The following is a 19032-nucleotide window of genomic DNA, read 5'->3' as shown; positions in this document are numbered from 1 at the left end:
CTCGTGAGCTCGCCGCGGTCGGATGGGATGATCCACCACACCCACGCACCCGGGAAGCCCGGTCTTCCGTGTATGCGTCCCATCGTCCCGCGGACGGGGAGCCTGCTTGACTGACGCGCACCGGCCCAGCGCGGAGGAGCGGCTCTCGCCCGCGACAGGACAACCGGCCCAGGAGGCCCCTGCGCGCCGCACGTGGTGTTCGGCGCGCAGGGGCTCTGCCGCACGTGGGGAATGCGTCCACTGTCCGGACCAAACTCCGCAACTCGTTCCGCAGATGGCGTCGAACGCGGCTTGTCGGCAGGATCGTGGAGGGACACACACCGGCTCCGGCCCGATCGCTCACGGGCGCCACGCCGACCAGGCCTCCCCTACGCTCGCCAGGAGACAGACATGAAAATGCTCATCAACGTTCCCGAGACCGTCGTCGCCGACGCCCTGCGGGGGATCGCGGCCGCGCATCCCGAGCTGACCGTCGATGTGGAGAACCGGGTCGTCGTCCGGCGGGACGCGCCCGTGGCCGGGAAGGTGGGGATCGTCTCCGGGGGCGGATCCGGGCACGAGCCGCTGCACGCCGGGTTCGTCGGGCCCGGGATGTTGTCGGCCGCCTGCCCCGGGGAGGTCTTCACCTCCCCCGTGCCGGACCAGATGCTGCGGGCGTCGGCGGCCGTCGACAGTGGGGCGGGGGTGCTGTTCGTCGTCAAGAACTACACCGGTGACGTGCTCAACTTCGAGATGGCCGCCGAGCTGGCCGAGGACGAGGGGATCCAGGTCGCCCAGGTGGTGGTGGACGACGACGTGGCCGTGAGCGACAGTACGTTCACCGCCGGGCGGCGCGGTACGGGTGCCACGCTGTTCGTCGAGAAGATCGCCGGAGCGGTGGCGGACGAGGGGGCCCCGCTGGAGCGGGTGGCCGCGGTCGCGCGGCAGGTGAACGGGGCCTCGCGCAGCTTCGGGGTGGCGCTCGGCGCCGTCACCACTCCGGCCAAGGGCAGCCCCACCTTCGATCTGCCGTCCGGTGAGCTGGAGTTGGGCATCGGGATCCATGGGGAGCCGGGGCGTGAGCGGCGGCCGATGATGACCTCCGGGGAGATCGCCGACTTCGCCGTGAACGCGGTGCTGGAGGACCTGCGCCCCACCGGCCCGGTGCTGGCGCTGGTGAACGGCATGGGGGCGACACCGCTGCTGGAGCTGTACGGGTTCAACGCCGAGGTCCAGCGCGTGCTGTCCGAGCGAGGGGTCACGGTGGCTCGTACGCTCGTGGGGAACTATGTGACGTCGCTGGACATGGCAGGCTGCTCGGTGACGCTGTGCCAGGTCGACGAGGAACTGCTGCGGCTGTGGGACGCGCCCGTGCGGACGGCCGCGCTCCGCTGGGGCTGCTGAGCCGTCGGCGGGATCCGGTAGCCAGGTACGCGGCCCGGTCCGGGCCGGCCGTACAGCCCGTGCCGCCGGGACGATCCGTTCCGGGCGGGACCGAGGAACAGGAGATCATGTGCTCGACACCGACTTCTTCCGCCGTTGGATGACCGCTGTCGCGGCGTCCGTGGAGCGTGAGGCGAACCATCTGACGGAGCTGGACTCGGCGATCGGGGACGCCGATCACGGCAGCAACCTCCAGCGCGGCTTCACCGCGGTGACGGCGGTGCTGGAGAAGAACGCCCCCGTCACCCCCGGTGCGGTGCTCACGCTGGCCGGACGGCAGCTCATCTCCACCGTCGGCGGGGCGTCGGGCCCGCTGTACGGGACGCTGCTGCGCCGTACGGGCAAGGCGCTCGGGGACGATGACGAGGTGACACAGGAGCAGTTCGCCCAGGCGTTCGCGGCGGGGGTCGCCGCGGTGGGACAGCTGGGCGGCGCCCAGGCCGGGGACAAGACGATGCTCGACGCGCTGCTGCCGGCGGCGGAGGCCCTCGCCACCTCGTTCGACGGCGCTGCGAACGCGGCCCGTGCGGGCGCCGTGGCGACGGTGCCGTTGCAGGCGCGCAAGGGCAGGGCCAGCTATCTCGGCGAGCGCAGCATCGGGCATCAGGATCCGGGCGCGACCTCGGCGGCGCTGTTGGTCGAGGCCCTGGCGGCGGCAGCGGACGGAGCGGGCGCGTGAGCGGCGAGCGGCAGGTGGGCATCGTGCTGGTCTCCCACAGCGGGCCGGTCGCCGAATCGGTCGCCGAGCTGGCCCAGGGCCTCGCCGCCGGCGGGGTGACCGCGCCGGTCGCCGCGGCCGGCGGGCTGCCGAACGGCGGGCTCGGGACGAGCGCGGAGCTGATCGGCCGGGCCGCCGCCTCGGTGGACCGGGGTGCGGGCGTCGCGGTCCTGGTCGATCTGGGGAGCGCGGTCCTCACGGTGAAGGCCATGCTGGCCGAGGGTGACGAGCTGCCCGCGGACACCCGGCTCGTGGACGCGCCGTTCGTGGAGGGCGCGGTGGCCGCCGTGGTGACCGCCTCGGCCGGCGGCGACCTCGCGGCGGTGGAGGCGGCGGCCGCCGAGGCGTACGGCTACCGCAAGACCTAGGCCGTGCCGTCGGGGTGAGGCCGGTCGGTGCGGGGTCCCGTCGCAGGACCCTGCACTCCCCCACGGCCACGCAGCGCCGTGCACCGCCGCACCCGCGTGGCGCCCCGCGCCCTGTCGCAGCAGACTTGACGACATGTCGACAGGCAGGCGCAGTGCGGGGCTTCTGCTCTTCCGGATCAGGGAGGGCGGGGGCGAGCGGGATGTCGAGGTGCTGATCGGTCACATGGGCGGGCCGTTCTGGGCGGGCCGGGAGACGGCCGCCTGGTCGGTGCCGAAGGGCGAGTACGGACCGGAGGAGGGCGCGGAGGCGGCGGCCCGCCGGGAGTTCGCGGAGGAGCTGGGGGTGCCGGTCCCGGCGGGCGACTGGATCGGGCTGGGCGAGTCCCGGCAGCGCAACGGCAAGACGGTGACCGTATGGGCCGTGAAGGCGGAGCTGGACGTGGCGTCCGTCGTGCCGGGGACGTTCACGATGGAGTGGCCGCGCGGGTCCGGCGTGCAGCAGGAGTTCCCGGAGATGGACCGGTTCGCCTGGTGCACGCCGGAGCAGGCCGCCGAGCGGCTCGTCGCCGGCCAGCGGGTGTTCGTGGAGCGGTTGCGTACTCAGGTGCGCGGGGCGGCCGCCTCCCCCGACGCGTAGACGGGCGTCTCCCGAGTCGGCCGGCCGGCCCGCAGGTCCAGGATGTCGCCGGTGAAGCGGGCCCGGAAGCTGCGGTCGTGCGAGACGACGACGACCGCGCCCCGGTACTGGTCGAGGGCCTGTTCCAGCTCCTCGACCAGGCTGAGCGCGATGTGGTTCGTCGGCTCGTCCAGCACCAGCAGATCGGCCGGACGGGTCACCAGCCGGGCCAGGGCCAGCCTCCGCTGCTGGCCGACGGAGAGGGACGCGACGGGCACGTCGAGGTCCTCGGGGCGGAACAGTCCGAGGGCGAGGAGATCGTCGGCGTACTCGTCGGGGAAGCCGGGGCGGCCCGCCGCGAAGGTGGCGAGCAGGGTGCGCCGGGTCGGCCGGGCGGGCAGCTCCTGCGGGAGGTAGCCGATGCGGGCGTGGCGGGTGACCGTGCCCGCGTCGGGGGTCAGGTCGCCCGCCAGGACGCGCAGGAGGGTGGTCTTCCCCGCCCCGTTCTCGCCCGTCACCAGGAGGCGGGCTCCCGATTCCACGCGCAGGGAGGGGAGGTGGAGGCGGTCGCCCACGGAGACGGAGTCCAGCTCCACGAGGGTCCTCGCGCGGTCCGCCGTGCGGGTGCCGGTCGCGGGGACGGCTGCGGCGCGGTCTGCCGTGGCGGGTCCGTCGACCGTTGCGGCGCGGTCCGCCGTGCCGGTGACGGCTGCGGCGCGGTCCGCCGTGCCGGGTCCGTCGGCCGTGGCGGTGCGGTCCGCCGTGCCGGTCGCGGTGGCCAGGGCCGGGCGGCCGGTGAAGGCGAGCGGGCGGGGCGGGGGCGGCACGGGGGCCCTGCGCAGGGCGTCCAGCCGGGTCCGGGCGGCCCTGACCTGGCCGGACAGCTTGGCCTCGTGCGATCGGCGGTGCTTGCCGAAGCCCTGCTTCGGGTCCCCTCCGGTGGCCGCGAGCCGCGCTCCGGCCGCCTCGACCAGCTCCTCGGTGCGCGCCAGGTCCGCCAGGTACTCCTCGTGCTCCTGGGCCCAGCGGCGGCGGGCGGCGGCCTTGGCGGTGCGGTAGCCGTCCCAGCCGTCCCCGTACCGGGTGACCGCGCGCAGGTCCCGGTCGACCTCCAGGATCACCGAGGTGACGCGCTCCAGGAACGCCCGGTCGTGGGTGATCGCCACGACGGTGCCCCGGTGGGCGCGCAGGTGGTCCTCCAGCCAGCCGACGGCGCGGGCGTCGAGGTGGTTGGTCGGCTCGTCGAGCAGCAGCAGTTCGGGGGCGGCGGCCAGGACGCAGGCGAGGGCCAGCCGGGACTGTTCGCCTCCGGAGAGCGTCGCGAGAGCGCGGTCCCGGGTGAGGTGGGCGAGGCCGAGGCCGTGCAGGGCCGCTTCGGTGCGGGCGTCCGCCCGGTAGCCGTCGCGGTCCTCGTAGGCGGTGAGGAGGTCTCCGTACGCGGCGAGTTCCGCGTCGGTGGGTCCCGGGTCCCCCGGCTTCCGGTCCGAGAGGCCCGCCTCCGCCTCGCGGATGCGGTGTTCGAGGGCGCGCAGCTCGGCGAGGGCCGCGTCGACGGCGTCCTGCACGGTGTCGGCCGGGTCGAGGTCGAGGGTCTGGGCGAGGTAGCCGGTGCCGCCGGGGAACCGGACGGTGATCTCGCCGGTGTCCGGCGCTTCGGCCCCGGCCAGCAGCCGGAGCAGGGTGGACTTGCCGGAGCCGTTCTCGCCGATGACGGCGGTCTTCTCACCGGGCCGGACGGTGAGGGTCACCTGGTCGAGTACGGAGCGGTCCCCGTACGCCTTGGAGACGTCCTTCATGGCCAGTTGAGCGCGGTCGCGCTGGGGGTGCATGGGTGCCTTTTCCCTGGGTGACGGCCCGCGGCGGGGCGCACGGAGGCGCGGCGCGGCGGGGCGTGGATGCCGGACGGCGGAGGGGACGGCGGCGGGCGCGCGGGATGACGGCGACGTCACCGGGGCGTCTCAGCAGAACGCGTGGCGCGGCGCGCGGCGGCCGTCCGGGCCGGGAATCAGCGGAAGAAGTAGAAGCGGTACGAACCCATGTCGGCCAGTCTAACGGTGGCCGGCCGGGCGCACCGGGAATTTTCGTCCGGTCCCGGCCCCGGCGCACCGCGCGGGGGCCGGGACCGGGACCGGACGGGGAGGGGGCGGAGGTCAGCGGCCCGGGAGGATGACGGCCCGGCCGTTGATCCTGCCGTCGTGGAGGCGCTCGTAGGCGAGCGGGGCCTCGTCGAGGGAGTACGTCTCCACATGGACGTCCACCGCCCCGGCGTGGGCCAGGTCGAGGACCTCGGCGAGCTCCTTGCGCGAGCCCCAGTAGGGCGCGCTGACGTTGGCGCCGTACGGGAGCGTCCCGAAGCCGACCGGGAGCGCGCCGCCGCCGATGCCGACGATGGTGACGTCGCCGTCGACGCGGGCGACGGCTCCGGCGGTCGCCACGGTGGGCGGCGCTCCGACGAAGTCGAGGACCACATGGGCGCCGAGCCCGCCGGTCAGCTCCCTGACGCGGGCGGCCGCCTTCTTGTCGGAGAGGACGGCTTCGTGCGCGCCGACGGTCCGGGCCAGGGCGAGCTTGTCCTCGGTGACGTCGAGGGCGATCACCCGGGCGGCGGTCATGGCGCGCAGCAGTTGGATCGCGACGTGGCCGAGGCCTCCGGTGCCGATGACCACGGCGGTGGAGCCGGGCACCAGCTTCGCCCGGGAGCGCACGATCGCGTGGTACGGGGTGAGTCCGGCGTCGGTGAGGGGCACCGTCTTCACCGGGTCGAGGTCGCCGATCGGGATCAGGTGGCGGGGGTCGTCCACGATCATGTACTCGGCCATCGCGCCGGGTGCGCCGAGTCCGGGCGGCATGATGCCGAGCTCCTTGGCGCGCAGGCAGTAGTTCTCCCTGCCCTCGGCGCAGTTCACGCAGGTGCCGCAGCCCCAGGGGCCGTACACCGCGACGGAGTCGCCGAGGGCGAAGCCGGTGACTCCGTCACCGAGGGCGGCGACCGTGCCGACGCCCTCGTGGCCCAGGGTGAGGGGCAGCGGGAAGGGAATCTGGTCGGCGGGCCGGCTCATCACGGCGATGTCGGAGTGGCAGACACCGGCGGCGGTGACCTTCAGCAGGACCTGCCCCGGGCCGGGCTCGGGATCCGGGACGGTGACCACCTCGGGGGCGGCGCCGACGGCTCGGTACTGAACGGCTTTCATGGGGTCTCCTCGCTTCTTCCTTGTTCTCTTCGTCCCCGTGTCGTCCTCGTTCTCGCCCTCGCGTCCCCGATGTACTTCAGGTCACGGGGCGGAGTAGCCGCCGTCCACCAGGTGGTAGCTGCCGTGGATGAACGAGGCCTTGTCGGAGAGCAGGAAGGCGACGAGTTCGGCGACCTCCTCGGCGGTGCCGAGGCGTCCGGCCGGGTGCAGGGAGATCAGGTGCTCGCGGGAGCCGGCGTCGGTGTTCCGCAGGAGCGGGGTGTCGATGAAGCCGGGGCCGACCGCGTTGATCCGGACGTTCTGGGCGGCGTACTCGAGCGCGGCGGTCTTGGTGAGGCCGACGACGCCGTGCTTGGCCGCGACATAGGCGGGCGAGCCCGCGAAGCCGTTGGTGCCGAGGATGGAGGAGACGTTGACGATCGCGCCACCGCCCGCCGCGACGATGGCGGGCAGTTCGTGGCGCAGGGAGTGGAAGACGCCGCTGAGGTTGGTGGCGACGACACGGTTCCAGTCCTCGACCGGGTAGGCGCCGGTGGGGAGGCTCGGGCCTCCGATGCCGGCGTTGTTCACGGCGAGGTGGAGGGCTCCGAAGGTGTCCACGGCGAACCGCACACCCGCCTCGACGGAGGCCGGGTCGGTGACGTCCATCGCGACGGCGGCGGCCCTGGCTCCGGTGCTCTCCAGTTCGGCCGCGGCCTTGCGCGCGTTCTCCTCGTCGTAGTCGGCGACGACGACCGCCGCACCGCCGGCGGCGAGCCGCCCGGCCAGGGCGAGGCCGATGCCGGAGGCGCCGCCGGTGACGAGGGCGGTGCGGCCCGCGAATTCGGCCTCGGCGTGGTCGGTGAGGGTGGTACGGGCGGTGCGGTCGGTGGTCATGAGGTTGCCTCTGTTCCTTCTGCTTCTTCTGTGGTGCTGGTGGTGCACGTGCTGCTGGTAGGGCCGCGGTGCTGCTCCGGACCGGGGCGCGGCTCGCCGAGCAGCTCGGCGGAGAGCGCGTCGAACGCCTCGGTGACCAGCGCGGGCAGCGCGTCCGGCCGGCCCCCCCGCACCCAGGCGGCCTGGGCGGCGAGCAGGGCGCCCGCCCCCGCCGCGACGGTCACGGCGGGCCGGATGTCCTGCCGCGGATCGACGTCGAGCCGCTCCGCGACGATGGCCACCGAGTCCTCCTGGGCGTCCACCCGGATGTGGTGGAAGACCGCGTAGAGCGTCGGCTCCTCCTCGGCGACGACCAGCAGGTCGAAAATCCGGGGGCGGCGGTGCCAGGGCTCCGCCTCGGGGTCGGCGAGCCAGTCGAGGACCGCCCTGCGGTAGGCGAGGAGCGGCGGCTCCGGAGCCGGGCGGGCGCGCAGCGCCGCGTTGATGCGGTCGCCGTCACCCCGCAGGGAGTCGAGGGCGGCGGCCTCCTTGCTCGGGAAGTACCGGCTGAACGTACGGCGGTCGACGTCCGCGGCTTCCGCGATCTCCTCGACCGTCACGTTCCGCAGCCCCCGGTCGAGCACCAGGTCGAACGCGGCCTGCGCCAGGGTGTCGCGGGTGCGGCGCGCCTTACGACTGCGCCGTTCCGGGATGTTCCGTTCCGGAGTCATACATGCACCGTACACCTGAAAATGTCCCGACGCGACATTCGTCTCGTGGGGACATCGAGGGTGGGGATAGGGGTGCGGGGCGGGCCGCTCGGGCAGGAGGGAGTTCAGACCGCGGCGGGCCGCCGGTCGCCCTCACCAGGGGCGGCGTCCTCGCCGGGGTCTGCGTCCTCGCCGGGGGCCGCGCCTTCGCCGGGAGCCGGTCCGTGCCTGTCGTCGGCGGGGGCGCGGCGCAGGGCGAGTGCCGCGACGTCGTCGCGCCGCACGCCTCCGGAGAAGTCCTCCAGGTCGCCGTGGAGCGCGTCGAGCAGCTCGCGCGGCCCGTGCCCGGCCCAGCGGGTGACCCGCTCGTCCAGCGGATAGAAGGCGCCGGAGGCGTCGCGGGCCTCGGTCACCCCGTCGGTGACGACCAGGAGCGTCGCGCCCTGCGGGAAGTCGAAGGACTCGGTCGTACGGGCCTCCAGGCTGAGCCCGGCGAGGCCGAGGGGAACGTACGCCCGGTGGAGCGTGACGGCCGAGGCCCGGCCGTCGTGCAGCAGGCGCGGCGGCAGGTGACCGCAGTTCACGGCCTCCACCCGGCCGCCCTCGTCGAACCCGAGCACCAGCGCGGTCACGAAGCGCTCGACCTCACCGGTCTGGGCGGAGAACGCGTTGTGCCGGACGACGGCGTCCTCCAGCGCCTCCACCACCCCGGTGAGCGTGGGTTCGCGGATCGCCGCCTCGCGGAACGCGGCGATGGCCGCGAATCCGGCGCCGATGGCCGCGATCCCCTTGCCCTGGACGTCCCCGATGATCACCCGGGTCCCGAAGGGCGACTCGACGACCTCGTAGATGTCGCCGCCGACGAAGCGGTCCTCCTCGATCGGCTCGTAGAGCCCGTACGCGAAGACGTGGTCGGTCACGACGGGCAGCGGCCGCAGGATCTGGCGTTGCAGGGTGACGGCGGCGGACCGCAGCCGCGCCATCTCGGTGGCGTGCCGGATGCGGGCCGCGCAGGCGGCGACCCCGAGGGCGCAGGCCAGGGCGGCGAAGCCGATGCCGAAGACGAAGTCCCAGAAGGTGCCGTCCGCGCCGGCCCGGAAGCCGACGACGACCGTGGTGATCCACACCGCGACCCAGATCGTCTGGCGGAGGCTGCAGTAGACGGAGGCCAGCGCCGGGACGACCACGAGGAGGGGCACGACCCGCAGGTCGTTGCCCGTCGTGGCGTCGAGGAACACGACCAGCGCGGTCAGCAACGCCAGTCCGCAGACCAGCGCCCCGTTGCCGATCCGGCCCTGGGACACGGCCGCGATGCCCGCGTCCGCGCCGGCTCCGGCGGCCTTGCCGCGCCGCGCCTCGCCTCGCTTCCGTGCCATGTCCGGCAGCCTCATGGCCACGGCCTGTCCTCCCGGTGATCGCTCGGCGCCGCCCGCGGTTTCGGCCGGTCCCTTCCAGCTTGACCGGGGCGTGGGCCTCTCCGCAGGGGGGCTTAGGACCCGAGCGGGTGCCAAAGGTCCCGGAACGGGACCTGCGGCCCGGGACCTTCGACCCGTGCCCCGGCCCCTGAGGTCCTGCCGTACGGAAGGGCTCCCGGGCCCCGCGCCGGGCTCCCGGTCAGCGCAGCGAGTGCCTGCGGTCCGCGTCGGCCGGCAGGAGGGCTGCGGGGGCGAGGGCGGAGAGGAACTCCGTACGCCGGCGGAGCCGGAAGCCGAGCGACGTGTAGAGCCGGATCGCCCCGGTGTTGGACCCGGACGCGTGCAGGAACGGGGTTTCGCCGCGCTCCTGGATCCCGTGCGCCACCGCCAGGACCAGGCGGCTCGCCAGCCCCTGCCCCCGTACGGACTCGTCCGTGCAGACACCGCTGATCTCGGTCCAGCCGGGCGGGTGCAGCCGCTCCCCCGCCATCGCCACCAGGGCACCGTTGCGGCGGATGCCCAGGTAGACGCCCATCTCGACCGTGCGCGGCAGGAACGGTCCGGGGCGGGTGCGCGCCACCAGGTCGAGCATCTCCGGCACGTCCGCCGGGCCCAGCCGGACCGCCTCCGGGTCGGACGCCGCGGCCACCGATTCGGCGACGAGCTGGACGCCTTCGGCGCGGAAGCCGATCTCCCAGTCCTGCGGGGGCGGCCCGTGGAACGCGGTCAGCGCGACGGAACCGTCCTCCCCCGCGAGCGCCGCGACATCGGCCCAGTCCTGGGCGTCGGGGGTCGCGGGAAGCGCGAGCCACGGGGAGACGTCGACGGGGTAGCGCAGGACGCGCCCGCGACGCTCGGCGAAGTGGGCGTGCGGGCCCGTGAGCGAGGACCGGGCGGGGTTGTCCAGCGGATGGAGCCGGGAAGGGGTGTCGGGCCGGGGCCGGGTGGGGTTCTGGGTCATGGTCTTCCTCGTCCGTCCTTCGCGTCGCGCGGTCCTCGACGGCGGGTGCTCGGCGCCTGGAGCTGTGCGCCCGCCAGGAACGGAAAGCCGGTGGAGCCGACACGTATTCCGCGAGGGGAGTCTGTTCATGACTCCGCAATCAGCCGCAATCTGCCGCAATCAACGGGGCGCCCGGTCCGGCTCGGTCGACGGGGCGCGCGGTCCGGCTCGGTCGAGGGGAGAGGACGGTCAGCGCCCGGTGTCACCGTGCTCACCTGGGTCATGACCCCGATCCTCCTCCGTCACCGGCAGGCACTCGGCGAGCAGGTCGACGACGTCGCGCCAGGCTCGCCGCGCGTGCCGTGGGTGGTAGCCGACGCCGGGGACCACGGGGTGGTCGACCGGCGGGTGGTGGAAGGCGTGCAAGGCGCCGCCGTAGACCGTGAGGCGCCAGTCGACGCCCGCGGCCTGCATCTCGGCGGTGAACGCGTCCCGCTGTGCGGGCGGCATGATCGGGTCTTCCGACCCGACCCCGGCCCACACCGGGCAGCGAATGTGCGCCGACTCGCCCGGCCGGCCCGTGGTAGTCGCGTTGACCGTCCCGATCGCGCGCAGGCCGACGCCGTCGCGCCCGAGTTCCAGCCCGACGGCGCCCCCGGTGCCGTAGCCGACGACGGCGATCCGGTCGGGGTCGGTCCGCGGCTCGGTGCGCAACACGTCGAGCGCCGCATGGCCGATGCCCCGCATCCGGTCGGGATCAGCGAGCAGCGGCAGGCAACGGGCCAGCATCTCCTCCGGGTCGCCCAGATAGCGCCCGCCGTGGAGGTCGAAGGCCAGGGCGATATATCCCAGTTCGGCGAGGGTATCGGCCCGGCGGCGTTCGACGTCGCTGAGCCCCATGCCCTCCGGTCCGAGCAGCACCGCGGGCCGGCGGCCGGTACCGGCCGGGAGCGCGAGGTACCCGATCATCGTCAGTCCGTCGGCCGGATACTCGACCGTTCGCGCCGTCACCGTCGTCATTGTCGTCATTGTCGTCAATTTCCTCATGAAACAGGACCGTAGCGATCGTCGAGCCCGGTCCGGCCGGTGTTCTGCCACCGGCAGAGCAGCCCGGGTATTTCTTGGGAAACGCATCGTGACGGGTTACGCCGTCACGATGCGTTCGACCGCAGCCTCGACCAGTTGCTCGCGCTCGGGGAGTTCGACCTCGGCCTACGGACGACGGTGCGCGGATGCCCCGGCGCGCGCCCGCGCGAATGAGCGGCGAAATCAACTCATTCGTAGGCCAATACGCGCCGGTCCGGTCCCAACGACCCCCCGCCTGTGGCACTCTGGTGGCGACCGCCCCACCGGGCTCCCCCGTACCGGTGGGGCGGTTCTGTGCACCTCCAGGGCCCCGCGCCCGTCACATGACGGCACCTCAGAGCCGAACCAGGCCTGTTTCCGGCCAACTCGCGCCGCGTGGCCAGATCAACTCCCTCCTCTGCGCATGAGAGTCGTACCCCTGGGAAGGCGAACAGACCTCAGGGCCTACCGACCAGGGAGCGTGACGCGACATGACCGTGCACAGTGCGCAGACCGCGCAGACCGCCGGCACGGAGCAGGCGGGCGCCGTCGAGGAGCTTCCGTGGATCGAGGACGCCGGGAAGGTCGCCCCGATGGACGCGCGCCGGCTCTCGCGCCTCTTCTTCGACCGCCTCCAGGTCCTGGAGGAGGGCACGCACGAGTACCAATACGCGCGCAACACCCTCATCGAGATGAACCTGTCCCTCGTCCGCTTCGCCGCCAACCGCTTCCGTAACCGCGGCAGCGGCGACATGGAGGACATCGTCCAGGTCGGCACCATCGGGCTGATCAAGGCGATCGACCGCTTCGACCTCTCGCGGGAGGTCGAGTTCACGTCGTTCGCGGTGCCGTACATCGTGGGCGAGATCAAGCGGTTCTTCCGTGACACGAGCTGGGCGGTGCATGTACCGAGGCGGCTCCAGGAGCTGCGGGTCGACATCGCCAAGGCGAAGGAGTCCCTGGCGGGCGACCTCGACCGGGATCCCACGGTGCAGGAGCTGGCGGAGGACCTGGGGGTCGAGGAGTCCGAGGTCGAGGAGGGCATCGTCGCCTCCAACGGCTACACGGCGGGCTCCCTGGACATGCCGACCGACACCGCGGAGGCCGGGCCCCGCCAGAGCGCCGGGCGGACCTTCGCGGACGTGCTGGGCGAGCCGGACCCCGCCATGGAGACCGTGGAGAATCTCCACACCCTCGCGCCCCTGCTGGGCGAACTGGACGAGCGGGAGCGCCGGATCATCGACATGCGCTTCGGCCAGGAGATGACCCAGGCGCAGATCGGCTCGGAGCTCGGGATATCGCAGATGCATGTGTCCCGGCTGCTGACCCGGATGCTGGGGAAGCTGCGGAGCGGGATGCTCACCCAGGAGTGAGTCCCGCCGGTGCCCTGTCGGCAGTACAGGCGTTGCGGTTCTGACTGATGCATCAGTCAGAACCGCAACGCCTTACTCATGAGCGAGTTAAGCCCCCTGGTGTTGAGGTTTTCTCAACACATGGCTACGGTGGCTGACCATGCAGCAGGACGAGGTGGCCGCACAGGTACGGCAGGTGATCGACGCGGCGGGTGTGAGCGCCCGCGAGTTCGCGCGGCGGATCGTCATCGATCCGTCGAAGCTGTCCCGTTCGCTGAACGGCACACGCCGCTTCACCGCCGCCGAACTGGCCCGGATCGCGGACATCGGCGGCGTGGACGTCGGCCGGCTGCTCGGTGCGACGGCCGGCCCGGCCTCGACGCCGTCGCCCGTGCGCTCTGCACCGCCCGCCCGCCCGCCCGCGCCCGCACCGGAGGGCGGCCGGCCTCTGCAGATCGTGCGCGAGACCGTACGGCTCATCGCCGAGCGCGGGTTCCACGCCGTCCGGGTCGCGGACATCGCCACGGCCTGCCACACCAGCACCGCGGCGATCCACTACCACTTCCCCGGCCGTGACGAACTGCTCGAGGCGGCGGTCCGCTGGTGCATGGACGAGGACACCCGTCGGCGTGCCGACGCCACGGCCGGTGCCGGGCACGCCGGGGACGAGCTGCGCCTGCTGATCGAGCTCCAGACGCCCCGCACCGAACAGCAACGGCGGCAGTGGTGCGTCTGGCTCGACCTGTGGGCCGAGGCCGCCCGGTCCACCACGGTCGGGCGACTCCACGTGGAGTACTACCGCCAGTGGCGGGGGACGGTCGCCGACGTGATCCGCCGCGGCGTCGACCAGGGCGTGTTCCGGCCGGTCGACCCGGACGGCACGGCGCTCGCACTCACCGCGCTGATCGACGGGCTGGCCTCTCAGGTCCTGGCCACCGAGCCCGGCCTCCCGGGCACCGGCGCGCAGTCCATGCACGACGCGCTGATCGCCCATGTGGACGCCTGCCTCACCGCGCCCACGGCCGACTGACACCCGCACGACAACCGGCAGAACTCACCCGCCCCGCCACATCCCCGCCCCCAAAAAATCCCCGAAACCCCCAAAACCCCCGAACTCCCCGAGAGGAGACGTCTTCGCATGCCCGTGAACCAGGACGTCATCATCACCTGCGCCCTCACCGGAGCCGGCGACACCGTCGGCCGCAGCCCCCATGTCCCGGTGACGCCCGAGCAGATCGCCGCCTCCGCCGTCGAGGCCGCCGGGGCCGGGGCGGCCGTGGTCCACATCCACGTCCGCGAGCCGGAGACCGGCGCGCCCTCCCGTGATCCCCGGCTCTACCGCGAGGTCGTCGAGCGGATCCGGGAGACCGGCACCGACGTGGTCATCAACCTGACCGCGGGAATGGGCGGGGACCTGGTCATCGACCCGGAAGCACCGCTACGTCAGCTCCCGGGCACCGACCTGGTCGGCGGGCTGGACCGGCTGCCGCACGTGGAGGACCTGCTCCCGGACATCTGCACCCTGGACTGCGGTTCGCTCAACTTCGGCGACGGCAGCAACCTCTACGTCTCGACCCCCGACATGCTGCGCACCGGGGCGAAGCGCATCCAGGAACTCGGGGTCCGGCCGGAGCTGGAGATCTTCGACACCGGGCAGCTGTGGTTCGCCAAGCAGCTCCTCGCCGAGGGGCTGCTCGACGATCCCACCGTCTTCCAGCTCTGCATGGGCATTCCCTGGGGCGCGCCCGCCGACCCGGGCGTCCTCCAGGCGATGGTCAACATGCTTCCGCAGGGCGCCCAGTGGGCGAGCTTCGCGCTCGGCCGGATGCAGATGCCCTGGGCCGCCCAGTCGATCCTGCTCGGCGGACACGTCCGGGTCGGCCTGGAGGACAACCTCTATCTGGGCAAGGGCGTCAAGGCCACCAACGGCCAGCTGGTGGAGCGCGCCGTGCAGATCACCGAGTCCTTGGGTTCCCGGGTCGCCACGCCCGACGAGGCCCGCGAGAAGCTCGGCCTGCGCACGCGCGCCTGACCACCGCGCCCCTCCCCTCTCCCGCGCCCTTCCCCCCTCCCTCCCTCTGCTTTCTGGAGTGTCGCCCGTGACTGTCACCCCCTCCGCCGCCGCGACCGACGGCCCCGCCGCCCCCTGTGCCCCGGAGGCCGTACGCCGTGTGGCGTGCGTCGGGGCCGGAGTGATCGGCGGTGGCTGGGCCGCCCACTTCCTCGCCCGCGGCTACGACGTCACCGCCTGGGATCCGGCCCCCGACGCGGCCGTCCGGCTGCGGCGGCTCATCGCCGCCGCCTGGCCCGCCCTGGAGCAGCTCGGCCTGGCCGACGGGGCGTCGCAGGACCGGCTGACCGTCACCGCGACGCTCGAAGAGGCCGTCGCCGACGCCCAGTTCGTCCAGGAGAGCGCCCCGGAGAAGCTGGACCTGAAGCGCGATCTGCTGGCCCGGCTGGACGCCGCCGCGCCCGCCGGTACGGTGATCGCCTCGTCGACCTCCGGCTATCCGATGACGGACATGCAGACGGAGGCCGCCGACCCCGGGCGGCTCGTCGTCGGGCACCCCTTCAACCCGCCCTACCTCATCCCGCTGGTGGAGGTCGTCGGCGGCGAACGGACCGCGCCCGCCGCGGTGGAGTGGGCCTCGCGCTTCTACGCCGTCGCGGGCAAGTCCGTGATCACCATGGCACGCGAGGTGCCCGGTTTCATCGCCAACCGGCTCCAGGAAGCCCTGTGGCGCGAGGCCCTGCACATGGTCGCCAACGGAGAGGCGACCGTAGCGGAGATAGACGCGTCGATCACCGAGGGACCCGGGCTCCGCTGGGCGGTGATGGGCCCGATGCTCACGTTCGCGCTCGCGGGCGGCGAGGGCGGGATGGCCCACATGCTCGACCATTTCGGCCCCTCGCTGAAGTCGCCCTGGACCCGGCTCGAGGCACCCGAACTGGACCGCGCCCTGTACGAGGCGGTGGTGGCCGGCTGCGACGAGGCGGCGGACGGCCGGAGCATCGCGGATCTGGTCGCCGAGCGGGACCGGGGCGTCATCGACGTGCTGCGGGCGACGGGCCGCCTGCCCCGGTCCGCCGAGGAGGCGACCCGATGAGCGAGCACACGCACCCCGAGGACGACACCGCGCAGGACGCCTCCACCGGTCTGCCCCTCTCGCGCTGGACCGTGCGTCCCGAGTGGATCGACTACAACGGGCATATGAGCGAGGCGTTCTACGTCCTGGTCTTCGGGTACGCCACCGACGCGATGATGATCGAGACCGGACTGCACGCCGGCTACCGGGAGAGCACCGGCTGCTCGCTCTACACCGTCGAGTCGCACCTGCGCTATCTCCGCGACGTGGCCGAGGACGCCCATCTCGCCGTCCGCACGCGCCTGTTGGGCGTGGATGCGAAGAAGGTGCGCTTCGCCCACGAGATGTACGTGCTCGACGCGCCCGACGACGTACCGGCGCCGAACGACGCTCCGGTGGCGACCGGCGAGCTGCTGGCCCTCCACGTGGACCAACGGGAGGGTCGCACGACGCCGTTCCCGGACGCGGTACGGGACCGGCTGGCCGCTCTCGCGGAGGAGGCGCCCGCATGGGCGGGGCGTTCCATCGCGGAGGTCCCCGCACCCCGCTGAACCACGACGGCACGGCAGGCCGGTCCGGGGCGCCCGATGCCCCGGGCCGGCCCGTGCGTTGCCACTGTATTGCAGGTTCGTGGCCATGCGGGCGACACGCTTCCGGGGCTGCCCGGCGCGGCTTACGGTCCGTACTCAGCCCGTCACCGCTCCGTGCGAGGAATCACATGAGCCAGCCCCTCGACTCCGTCACCGCAGGCCACACCCCCGAGGACCAGGACCGGCAGGACCCCGGCGCGGCCTGGTCGTTCGAGACCAGGCAGATCCACTCGGGCGCCGTCCCGGACCCGACGACCGGCGCCCGCGCCGTGCCGATCTACCAGTCCACGTCCTTCGTGTTCCGCGACACGCAGCACGCGGCCGACGTGTTCGCGCTCGCCGAGCCGGGCAACATCTACACCCGCATCCACAACCCCACCCAGGACGTCCTGGAGCAGCGCGTCGCCGCCCTCGAGGGCGGGGTGGCCGCCGTGGCGCTGGCCTCGGGGCAGGCCGCCGAGACGCTGGCGATCCTGACGCTGGCGGGGGCGGGGGACCACATCGTGTCCTCCCCGTCGCTGTACGGCGGCACCTACAACCTCTTCCGCCACACGCTTCCCCGCTTCGGCATCGAGGTGACGTTCGTCGAGGACCCCGAGGACCAGGAGGCGTGGCGGGCGGCGGTCCGGCCCAACACGAAGGCGTTCTTCGCCGAGACGCTCGGCAATCCGCGCGGTGACGTACTGGACGTCCGGGCCGTCGCGGACACCGCGCACGGGGCCGGGGTGCCGCTCATCGTCGACAACACCGTGCCCACGCCCTTCCTGCTGCGGCCGATCGAGCACGGGGCGGACATCGTGGTCCACTCGGCGACCAAGTTCCTCGGCGGGCACGGCACGACGATCGGCGGCGTGGTCGTGGACGCCGGCACGTTCGACTTCGGAGCGCACGCCGACCGTTTCCCCGACTTCCACGAGCCCGACCCGAGCTACCACGGGCTGCGCTACTGGCCCGACCTCGGCCCGAGCGCCTTCGCGGTGAAGCTCCGGGTCCAGTTGCTGCGCGACCTGGGACCCGCCCTCTCGCCGCACTCGGCGTTCCTGCTGCTCCAGGGCATCGAGACGCTGAGCCTGCGGCTGGAGCGGCACACCGCCAACGCGCTGGAACTCGCCCGGTGGCTGGAGCGGCGCGACGAGGTGGACACCGTGCACTACGCCGGTCTGGAGTCGAACCGCTGGTACGAGGCCGGGCAGCGCTATCTGCCGCGCGGGGCCGGGGCCGTGCTGGCCTTCGAGCTGAAGGGCGGGGCCGAGGCGGGCCGGCAGTTCGTGGACGCGGTCGAGCTGTTCAGCCACCTGGCCAACATCGGGGACGTACGGAGCCTGATCATCCACCCGGCCTCGACCACGCACAGCCAGCTCACCGAGGAGCAGTTGATCGCCACCGGCGCCACCCCGGGGCTGGTGCGGCTGTCGGTGGGGCTGGAGAACGTGGCCGACCTCAAGGCCGACCTGGAGGCGGGTTTCCGGGCGGCGAAGGCGGCGTCCTGAACCGGAGCGCCGCGCACCGCGCGCTCCCCCTCGCGCCGGCCGCCGGAGGCCGGCGCGAGGGGGATCCGCCCGGTCGTCGCCGCTGGGCGGCGATCGAGGATCCGCTGCCCCTGGAGTCCGGCGTCCGGCTACCGGGGGTGCGCCTGGCGTACGAGACCTGGGGGCAGCGGGCGGCGGACGGCTCCAACGCCGTGCTGGTCCTGCACGCGCTGACGGGCGACAGCCATGTGGCCGGTCCGGCCGGTCCGGGGCATCCGACGGCCGGCTGGTGGGACGCCCTGGTGGGGCCGGGCCTCGCGCTCGACACCGACCGCTGGTTCGTCGTCGCGCCCAACGTCCTGGGCGGCTGCCAGGGCAGCACCGGCCCCTCCTCCCCCGGGCCCGACGGCACGCCGTGGGGGTCCCTCTTCCCGTACCTGAGCGTGCGGGACCAGGTGACGGCGGAGGCGATGCTCGCCGATGTGCTGGGCATCGACCGGTGGGCGGCCGTCGTCGGCGGGTCGATGGGCGGCATGCGCGCCCTGGAGTGGGCCGTGAGCAGGCCGGAGCGCACCGGTTCGCTGCTCGTGCTGGCGGCCCCGGCCGCCGCGTCCGCCGAGCAGATCGCCTGGGGTTCGGTGCAGGTCGCCGCGATCCGCTCCGACCCGGGGTGGCACGGCGGGGACTACCACGACGCGCCCCCGGGCGGCGGCCCACACCGGGGTCTCGGGCAGGCGCGCCGCATCGCCCACATCACCTACCGCAGCGAAGCCGAACTCGGCTCCCGCTTCGGCGGTCTGGCACAGCCCGGGGAGGTGCCGGGGCACGGCGGGCGCTACCGGGTGGAGTCCTATCTCGACCACCACGCGGACAAGCTGGTGCGCCGGTTCGACGCGGGCAGCTATGTGACGCTCACCGAGGCGATGAACGGGCACGACGTCGGCCGGGGCCGGGGCGGGATCGCCCGTGCCCTGAGCCGGGCGGATCTGCCCGCGCTGGTCGCGGGGGTCGACTCGGACCGGCTCTACCCTCCGGCGCAGCAGGAGCGGCTGGCCGCGCTGCTGCCGGGGGCGGGCGCTCCGCGCACCATCGCCTCACCCTGCGGGCACGACGGATTCCTTCTCGAGACGGACCAAGTAGGTACGCTAGTAAGGGAGTTGCTCGCGCGGGCGCCGCAGCCGAGTCCCGCGCCGCCCACCGTCTCCCCCTCCCCCTCTCCCTTCGCCACCTGACTT

18 protein-coding genes are annotated in these 19032 nt (G+C 73.4%); 11 read left to right on the top strand and 7 right to left on the bottom strand.

Features of this window, described 5'->3' with window-relative positions; all coding sequences use genetic code 11:
- Positions 1-390: 390 nt before the first annotated feature.
- From dhaK to ACH4UK_RS22250, 4 genes are all read left to right on the top strand, one after another.
- Entirely contained in the window at positions 391-1383 is a 993-nt protein-coding gene (gene dhaK / locus ACH4UK_RS22265) for a dihydroxyacetone kinase subunit DhaK (RefSeq protein ID WP_398358776.1), read from the top strand.
- 109 nt (positions 1384-1492) lie between these two features.
- On the top strand, positions 1493-2101 hold the full coding sequence (gene dhaL / locus ACH4UK_RS22260) for a dihydroxyacetone kinase subunit DhaL (RefSeq protein WP_398358774.1): 609 nt from the start codon (positions 1493-1495) through the stop codon (positions 2099-2101).
- The gene (locus tag ACH4UK_RS22255) at positions 2098-2508 is read left to right on the top strand and encodes a PTS-dependent dihydroxyacetone kinase phosphotransferase subunit DhaM (protein ID WP_398358773.1); all 411 of its coding nucleotides are present in this window, start codon (positions 2098-2100) and stop codon (positions 2506-2508) included. The genes dhaL and ACH4UK_RS22255 overlap by 4 nt, the downstream gene beginning before the upstream one ends.
- A gap of 133 nt (positions 2509-2641) precedes the next feature.
- The gene (locus tag ACH4UK_RS22250; RefSeq protein WP_398358771.1) at positions 2642-3145 is read left to right on the top strand and encodes an NUDIX domain-containing protein; all 504 of its coding nucleotides are present in this window, start codon (positions 2642-2644) and stop codon (positions 3143-3145) included.
- Here ACH4UK_RS22250 and ACH4UK_RS22245 read toward each other — a convergent pair.
- From ACH4UK_RS22245 to ACH4UK_RS22215, 7 genes are all read right to left on the bottom strand, one after another.
- Positions 3109-4953, bottom strand: a complete 1845-nt coding sequence (locus ACH4UK_RS22245) for an ABC-F family ATP-binding cassette domain-containing protein (RefSeq protein WP_398358769.1) — start codon at positions 4951-4953, stop codon at positions 3109-3111. The two genes, ACH4UK_RS22250 and ACH4UK_RS22245, sit on opposite strands and share 37 nt — an antisense overlap.
- A 321-nt stretch (positions 4954-5274) precedes the next feature.
- Positions 5275-6315 (bottom strand): NAD(P)-dependent alcohol dehydrogenase, encoded by a 1041-nt coding sequence (locus tag ACH4UK_RS22240; protein WP_398358767.1) that lies wholly within the window; start codon positions 6313-6315, stop codon positions 5275-5277.
- A gap of 81 nt (positions 6316-6396) precedes the next feature.
- Positions 6397-7191 carry an SDR family NAD(P)-dependent oxidoreductase gene (locus ACH4UK_RS22235; RefSeq protein ID WP_398358766.1) on the bottom strand — a complete coding sequence of 265 codons (795 nt, stop codon included), beginning with the start codon at positions 7189-7191 and terminating at the stop codon, positions 6397-6399.
- Positions 7188-7901: a TetR family transcriptional regulator gene (locus ACH4UK_RS22230; protein ID WP_398358765.1), complete on the bottom strand. Its 714-nt coding sequence runs from the start codon at positions 7899-7901 to the stop codon at positions 7188-7190. Before ACH4UK_RS22230 ends, ACH4UK_RS22235 begins: the two co-directional genes overlap by 4 nt.
- A gap of 104 nt (positions 7902-8005) precedes the next feature.
- Entirely contained in the window at positions 8006-9256 is a 1251-nt protein-coding gene (locus tag ACH4UK_RS22225; protein WP_398358763.1) for a PP2C family protein-serine/threonine phosphatase, read from the bottom strand.
- Positions 9257-9494: 238 nt separating this feature from the next.
- On the bottom strand, positions 9495-10256 hold the full coding sequence (locus ACH4UK_RS22220) for a GNAT family N-acetyltransferase (protein ID WP_398358761.1): 762 nt from the start codon (positions 10254-10256) through the stop codon (positions 9495-9497).
- A 228-nt stretch (positions 10257-10484) separates the two neighbouring features.
- Positions 10485-11255: a dienelactone hydrolase family protein gene (locus ACH4UK_RS22215; protein ID WP_398358759.1), complete on the bottom strand. Its 771-nt coding sequence runs from the start codon at positions 11253-11255 to the stop codon at positions 10485-10487.
- A gap of 536 nt (positions 11256-11791) precedes the next feature.
- On the opposite strand from ACH4UK_RS22215, the gene ACH4UK_RS22210 reads away from it, so the two are divergent.
- From ACH4UK_RS22210 to ACH4UK_RS22180, 7 genes are all read left to right on the top strand, one after another.
- Positions 11792-12673: a SigB/SigF/SigG family RNA polymerase sigma factor gene (locus ACH4UK_RS22210; RefSeq protein WP_398358757.1), complete on the top strand. Its 882-nt coding sequence runs from the start codon at positions 11792-11794 to the stop codon at positions 12671-12673.
- Positions 12674-12812: 139 nt separating this feature from the next.
- Positions 12813-13682, top strand: a complete 870-nt coding sequence (locus ACH4UK_RS22205; protein WP_398358755.1) for a TetR family transcriptional regulator C-terminal domain-containing protein — start codon at positions 12813-12815, stop codon at positions 13680-13682.
- 108 nt (positions 13683-13790) lie between these two features.
- A complete protein-coding gene (locus tag ACH4UK_RS22200) occupies positions 13791-14684 on the top strand; it encodes a 3-keto-5-aminohexanoate cleavage protein (RefSeq protein WP_398358753.1) in 894 nt (297 codons plus the stop codon).
- Positions 14685-14751: 67 nt separating this feature from the next.
- Positions 14752-15759, top strand: coding sequence for a 3-hydroxyacyl-CoA dehydrogenase NAD-binding domain-containing protein (locus ACH4UK_RS22195; protein WP_398358751.1), 1008 nt, complete (start codon positions 14752-14754; stop codon positions 15757-15759).
- Positions 15756-16289 carry a thioesterase family protein gene (locus tag ACH4UK_RS22190; RefSeq protein WP_398358749.1) on the top strand — a complete coding sequence of 178 codons (534 nt, stop codon included), beginning with the start codon at positions 15756-15758 and terminating at the stop codon, positions 16287-16289. Before ACH4UK_RS22195 ends, ACH4UK_RS22190 begins: the two co-directional genes overlap by 4 nt.
- 167 nt (positions 16290-16456) lie before the next feature.
- A complete protein-coding gene (locus ACH4UK_RS22185; RefSeq protein WP_398358747.1) occupies positions 16457-17818 on the top strand; it encodes a bifunctional o-acetylhomoserine/o-acetylserine sulfhydrylase in 1362 nt (453 codons plus the stop codon).
- Positions 17815-19029, top strand: coding sequence for a homoserine O-acetyltransferase (locus tag ACH4UK_RS22180; protein WP_398359241.1), 1215 nt, complete (start codon positions 17815-17817; stop codon positions 19027-19029). The genes ACH4UK_RS22185 and ACH4UK_RS22180 overlap by 4 nt, the downstream gene beginning before the upstream one ends.
- The last annotated feature ends 3 nt before the right edge of the window (positions 19030-19032 follow it).

This window comes from Streptomyces sp. NPDC020884 (assembly GCF_044333935.1).
Classification (GTDB): domain Bacteria; phylum Actinomycetota; class Actinomycetes; order Streptomycetales; family Streptomycetaceae; genus Streptomyces.
The sequence above is the reverse complement of the archived record's forward strand: the minus strand, read 5'-3'. Positions and strand labels throughout refer to the sequence as shown.

Bases quoted from the DNA above. Each gene is read 5' to 3' on its own strand.
- dhaK (WP_398358776.1), top strand. From the start codon at position 391: ATGAAAATGCTCATCAACGTTCCCGAGACCGTCGTCGCCGACGCCCTG.
- ACH4UK_RS22250 (WP_398358771.1), top strand. From the start codon at position 2,642: ATGTCGACAGGCAGGCGCAGTGCGGGGCTTCTGCTCTTCCGGATCAGG.
- ACH4UK_RS22245 (WP_398358769.1), bottom strand. From the start codon at position 4,953: ATGCACCCCCAGCGCGACCGCGCTCAACTGGCCATGAAGGACGTCTCC.
- ACH4UK_RS22240 (WP_398358767.1), bottom strand. From the start codon at position 6,315: ATGAAAGCCGTTCAGTACCGAGCCGTCGGCGCCGCCCCCGAGGTGGTC.
- ACH4UK_RS22235 (WP_398358766.1), bottom strand. From the start codon at position 7,191: ATGACCACCGACCGCACCGCCCGTACCACCCTCACCGACCACGCCGAG.
- ACH4UK_RS22230 (WP_398358765.1), bottom strand. From the start codon at position 7,901: ATGACTCCGGAACGGAACATCCCGGAACGGCGCAGTCGTAAGGCGCGC.
- ACH4UK_RS22225 (WP_398358763.1), bottom strand. From the start codon at position 9,256: ATGGCACGGAAGCGAGGCGAGGCGCGGCGCGGCAAGGCCGCCGGAGCC.
- ACH4UK_RS22220 (WP_398358761.1), bottom strand. From the start codon at position 10,256: ATGACCCAGAACCCCACCCGGCCCCGGCCCGACACCCCTTCCCGGCTC.
- ACH4UK_RS22215 (WP_398358759.1), bottom strand. From the start codon at position 11,255: ATGACGACGGTGACGGCGCGAACGGTCGAGTATCCGGCCGACGGACTG.
- ACH4UK_RS22210 (WP_398358757.1), top strand. From the start codon at position 11,792: ATGACCGTGCACAGTGCGCAGACCGCGCAGACCGCCGGCACGGAGCAG.
- ACH4UK_RS22205 (WP_398358755.1), top strand. From the start codon at position 12,813: ATGCAGCAGGACGAGGTGGCCGCACAGGTACGGCAGGTGATCGACGCG.
- ACH4UK_RS22200 (WP_398358753.1), top strand. From the start codon at position 13,791: ATGCCCGTGAACCAGGACGTCATCATCACCTGCGCCCTCACCGGAGCC.
- ACH4UK_RS22190 (WP_398358749.1), top strand. From the start codon at position 15,756: ATGAGCGAGCACACGCACCCCGAGGACGACACCGCGCAGGACGCCTCC.
- ACH4UK_RS22185 (WP_398358747.1), top strand. From the start codon at position 16,457: ATGAGCCAGCCCCTCGACTCCGTCACCGCAGGCCACACCCCCGAGGAC.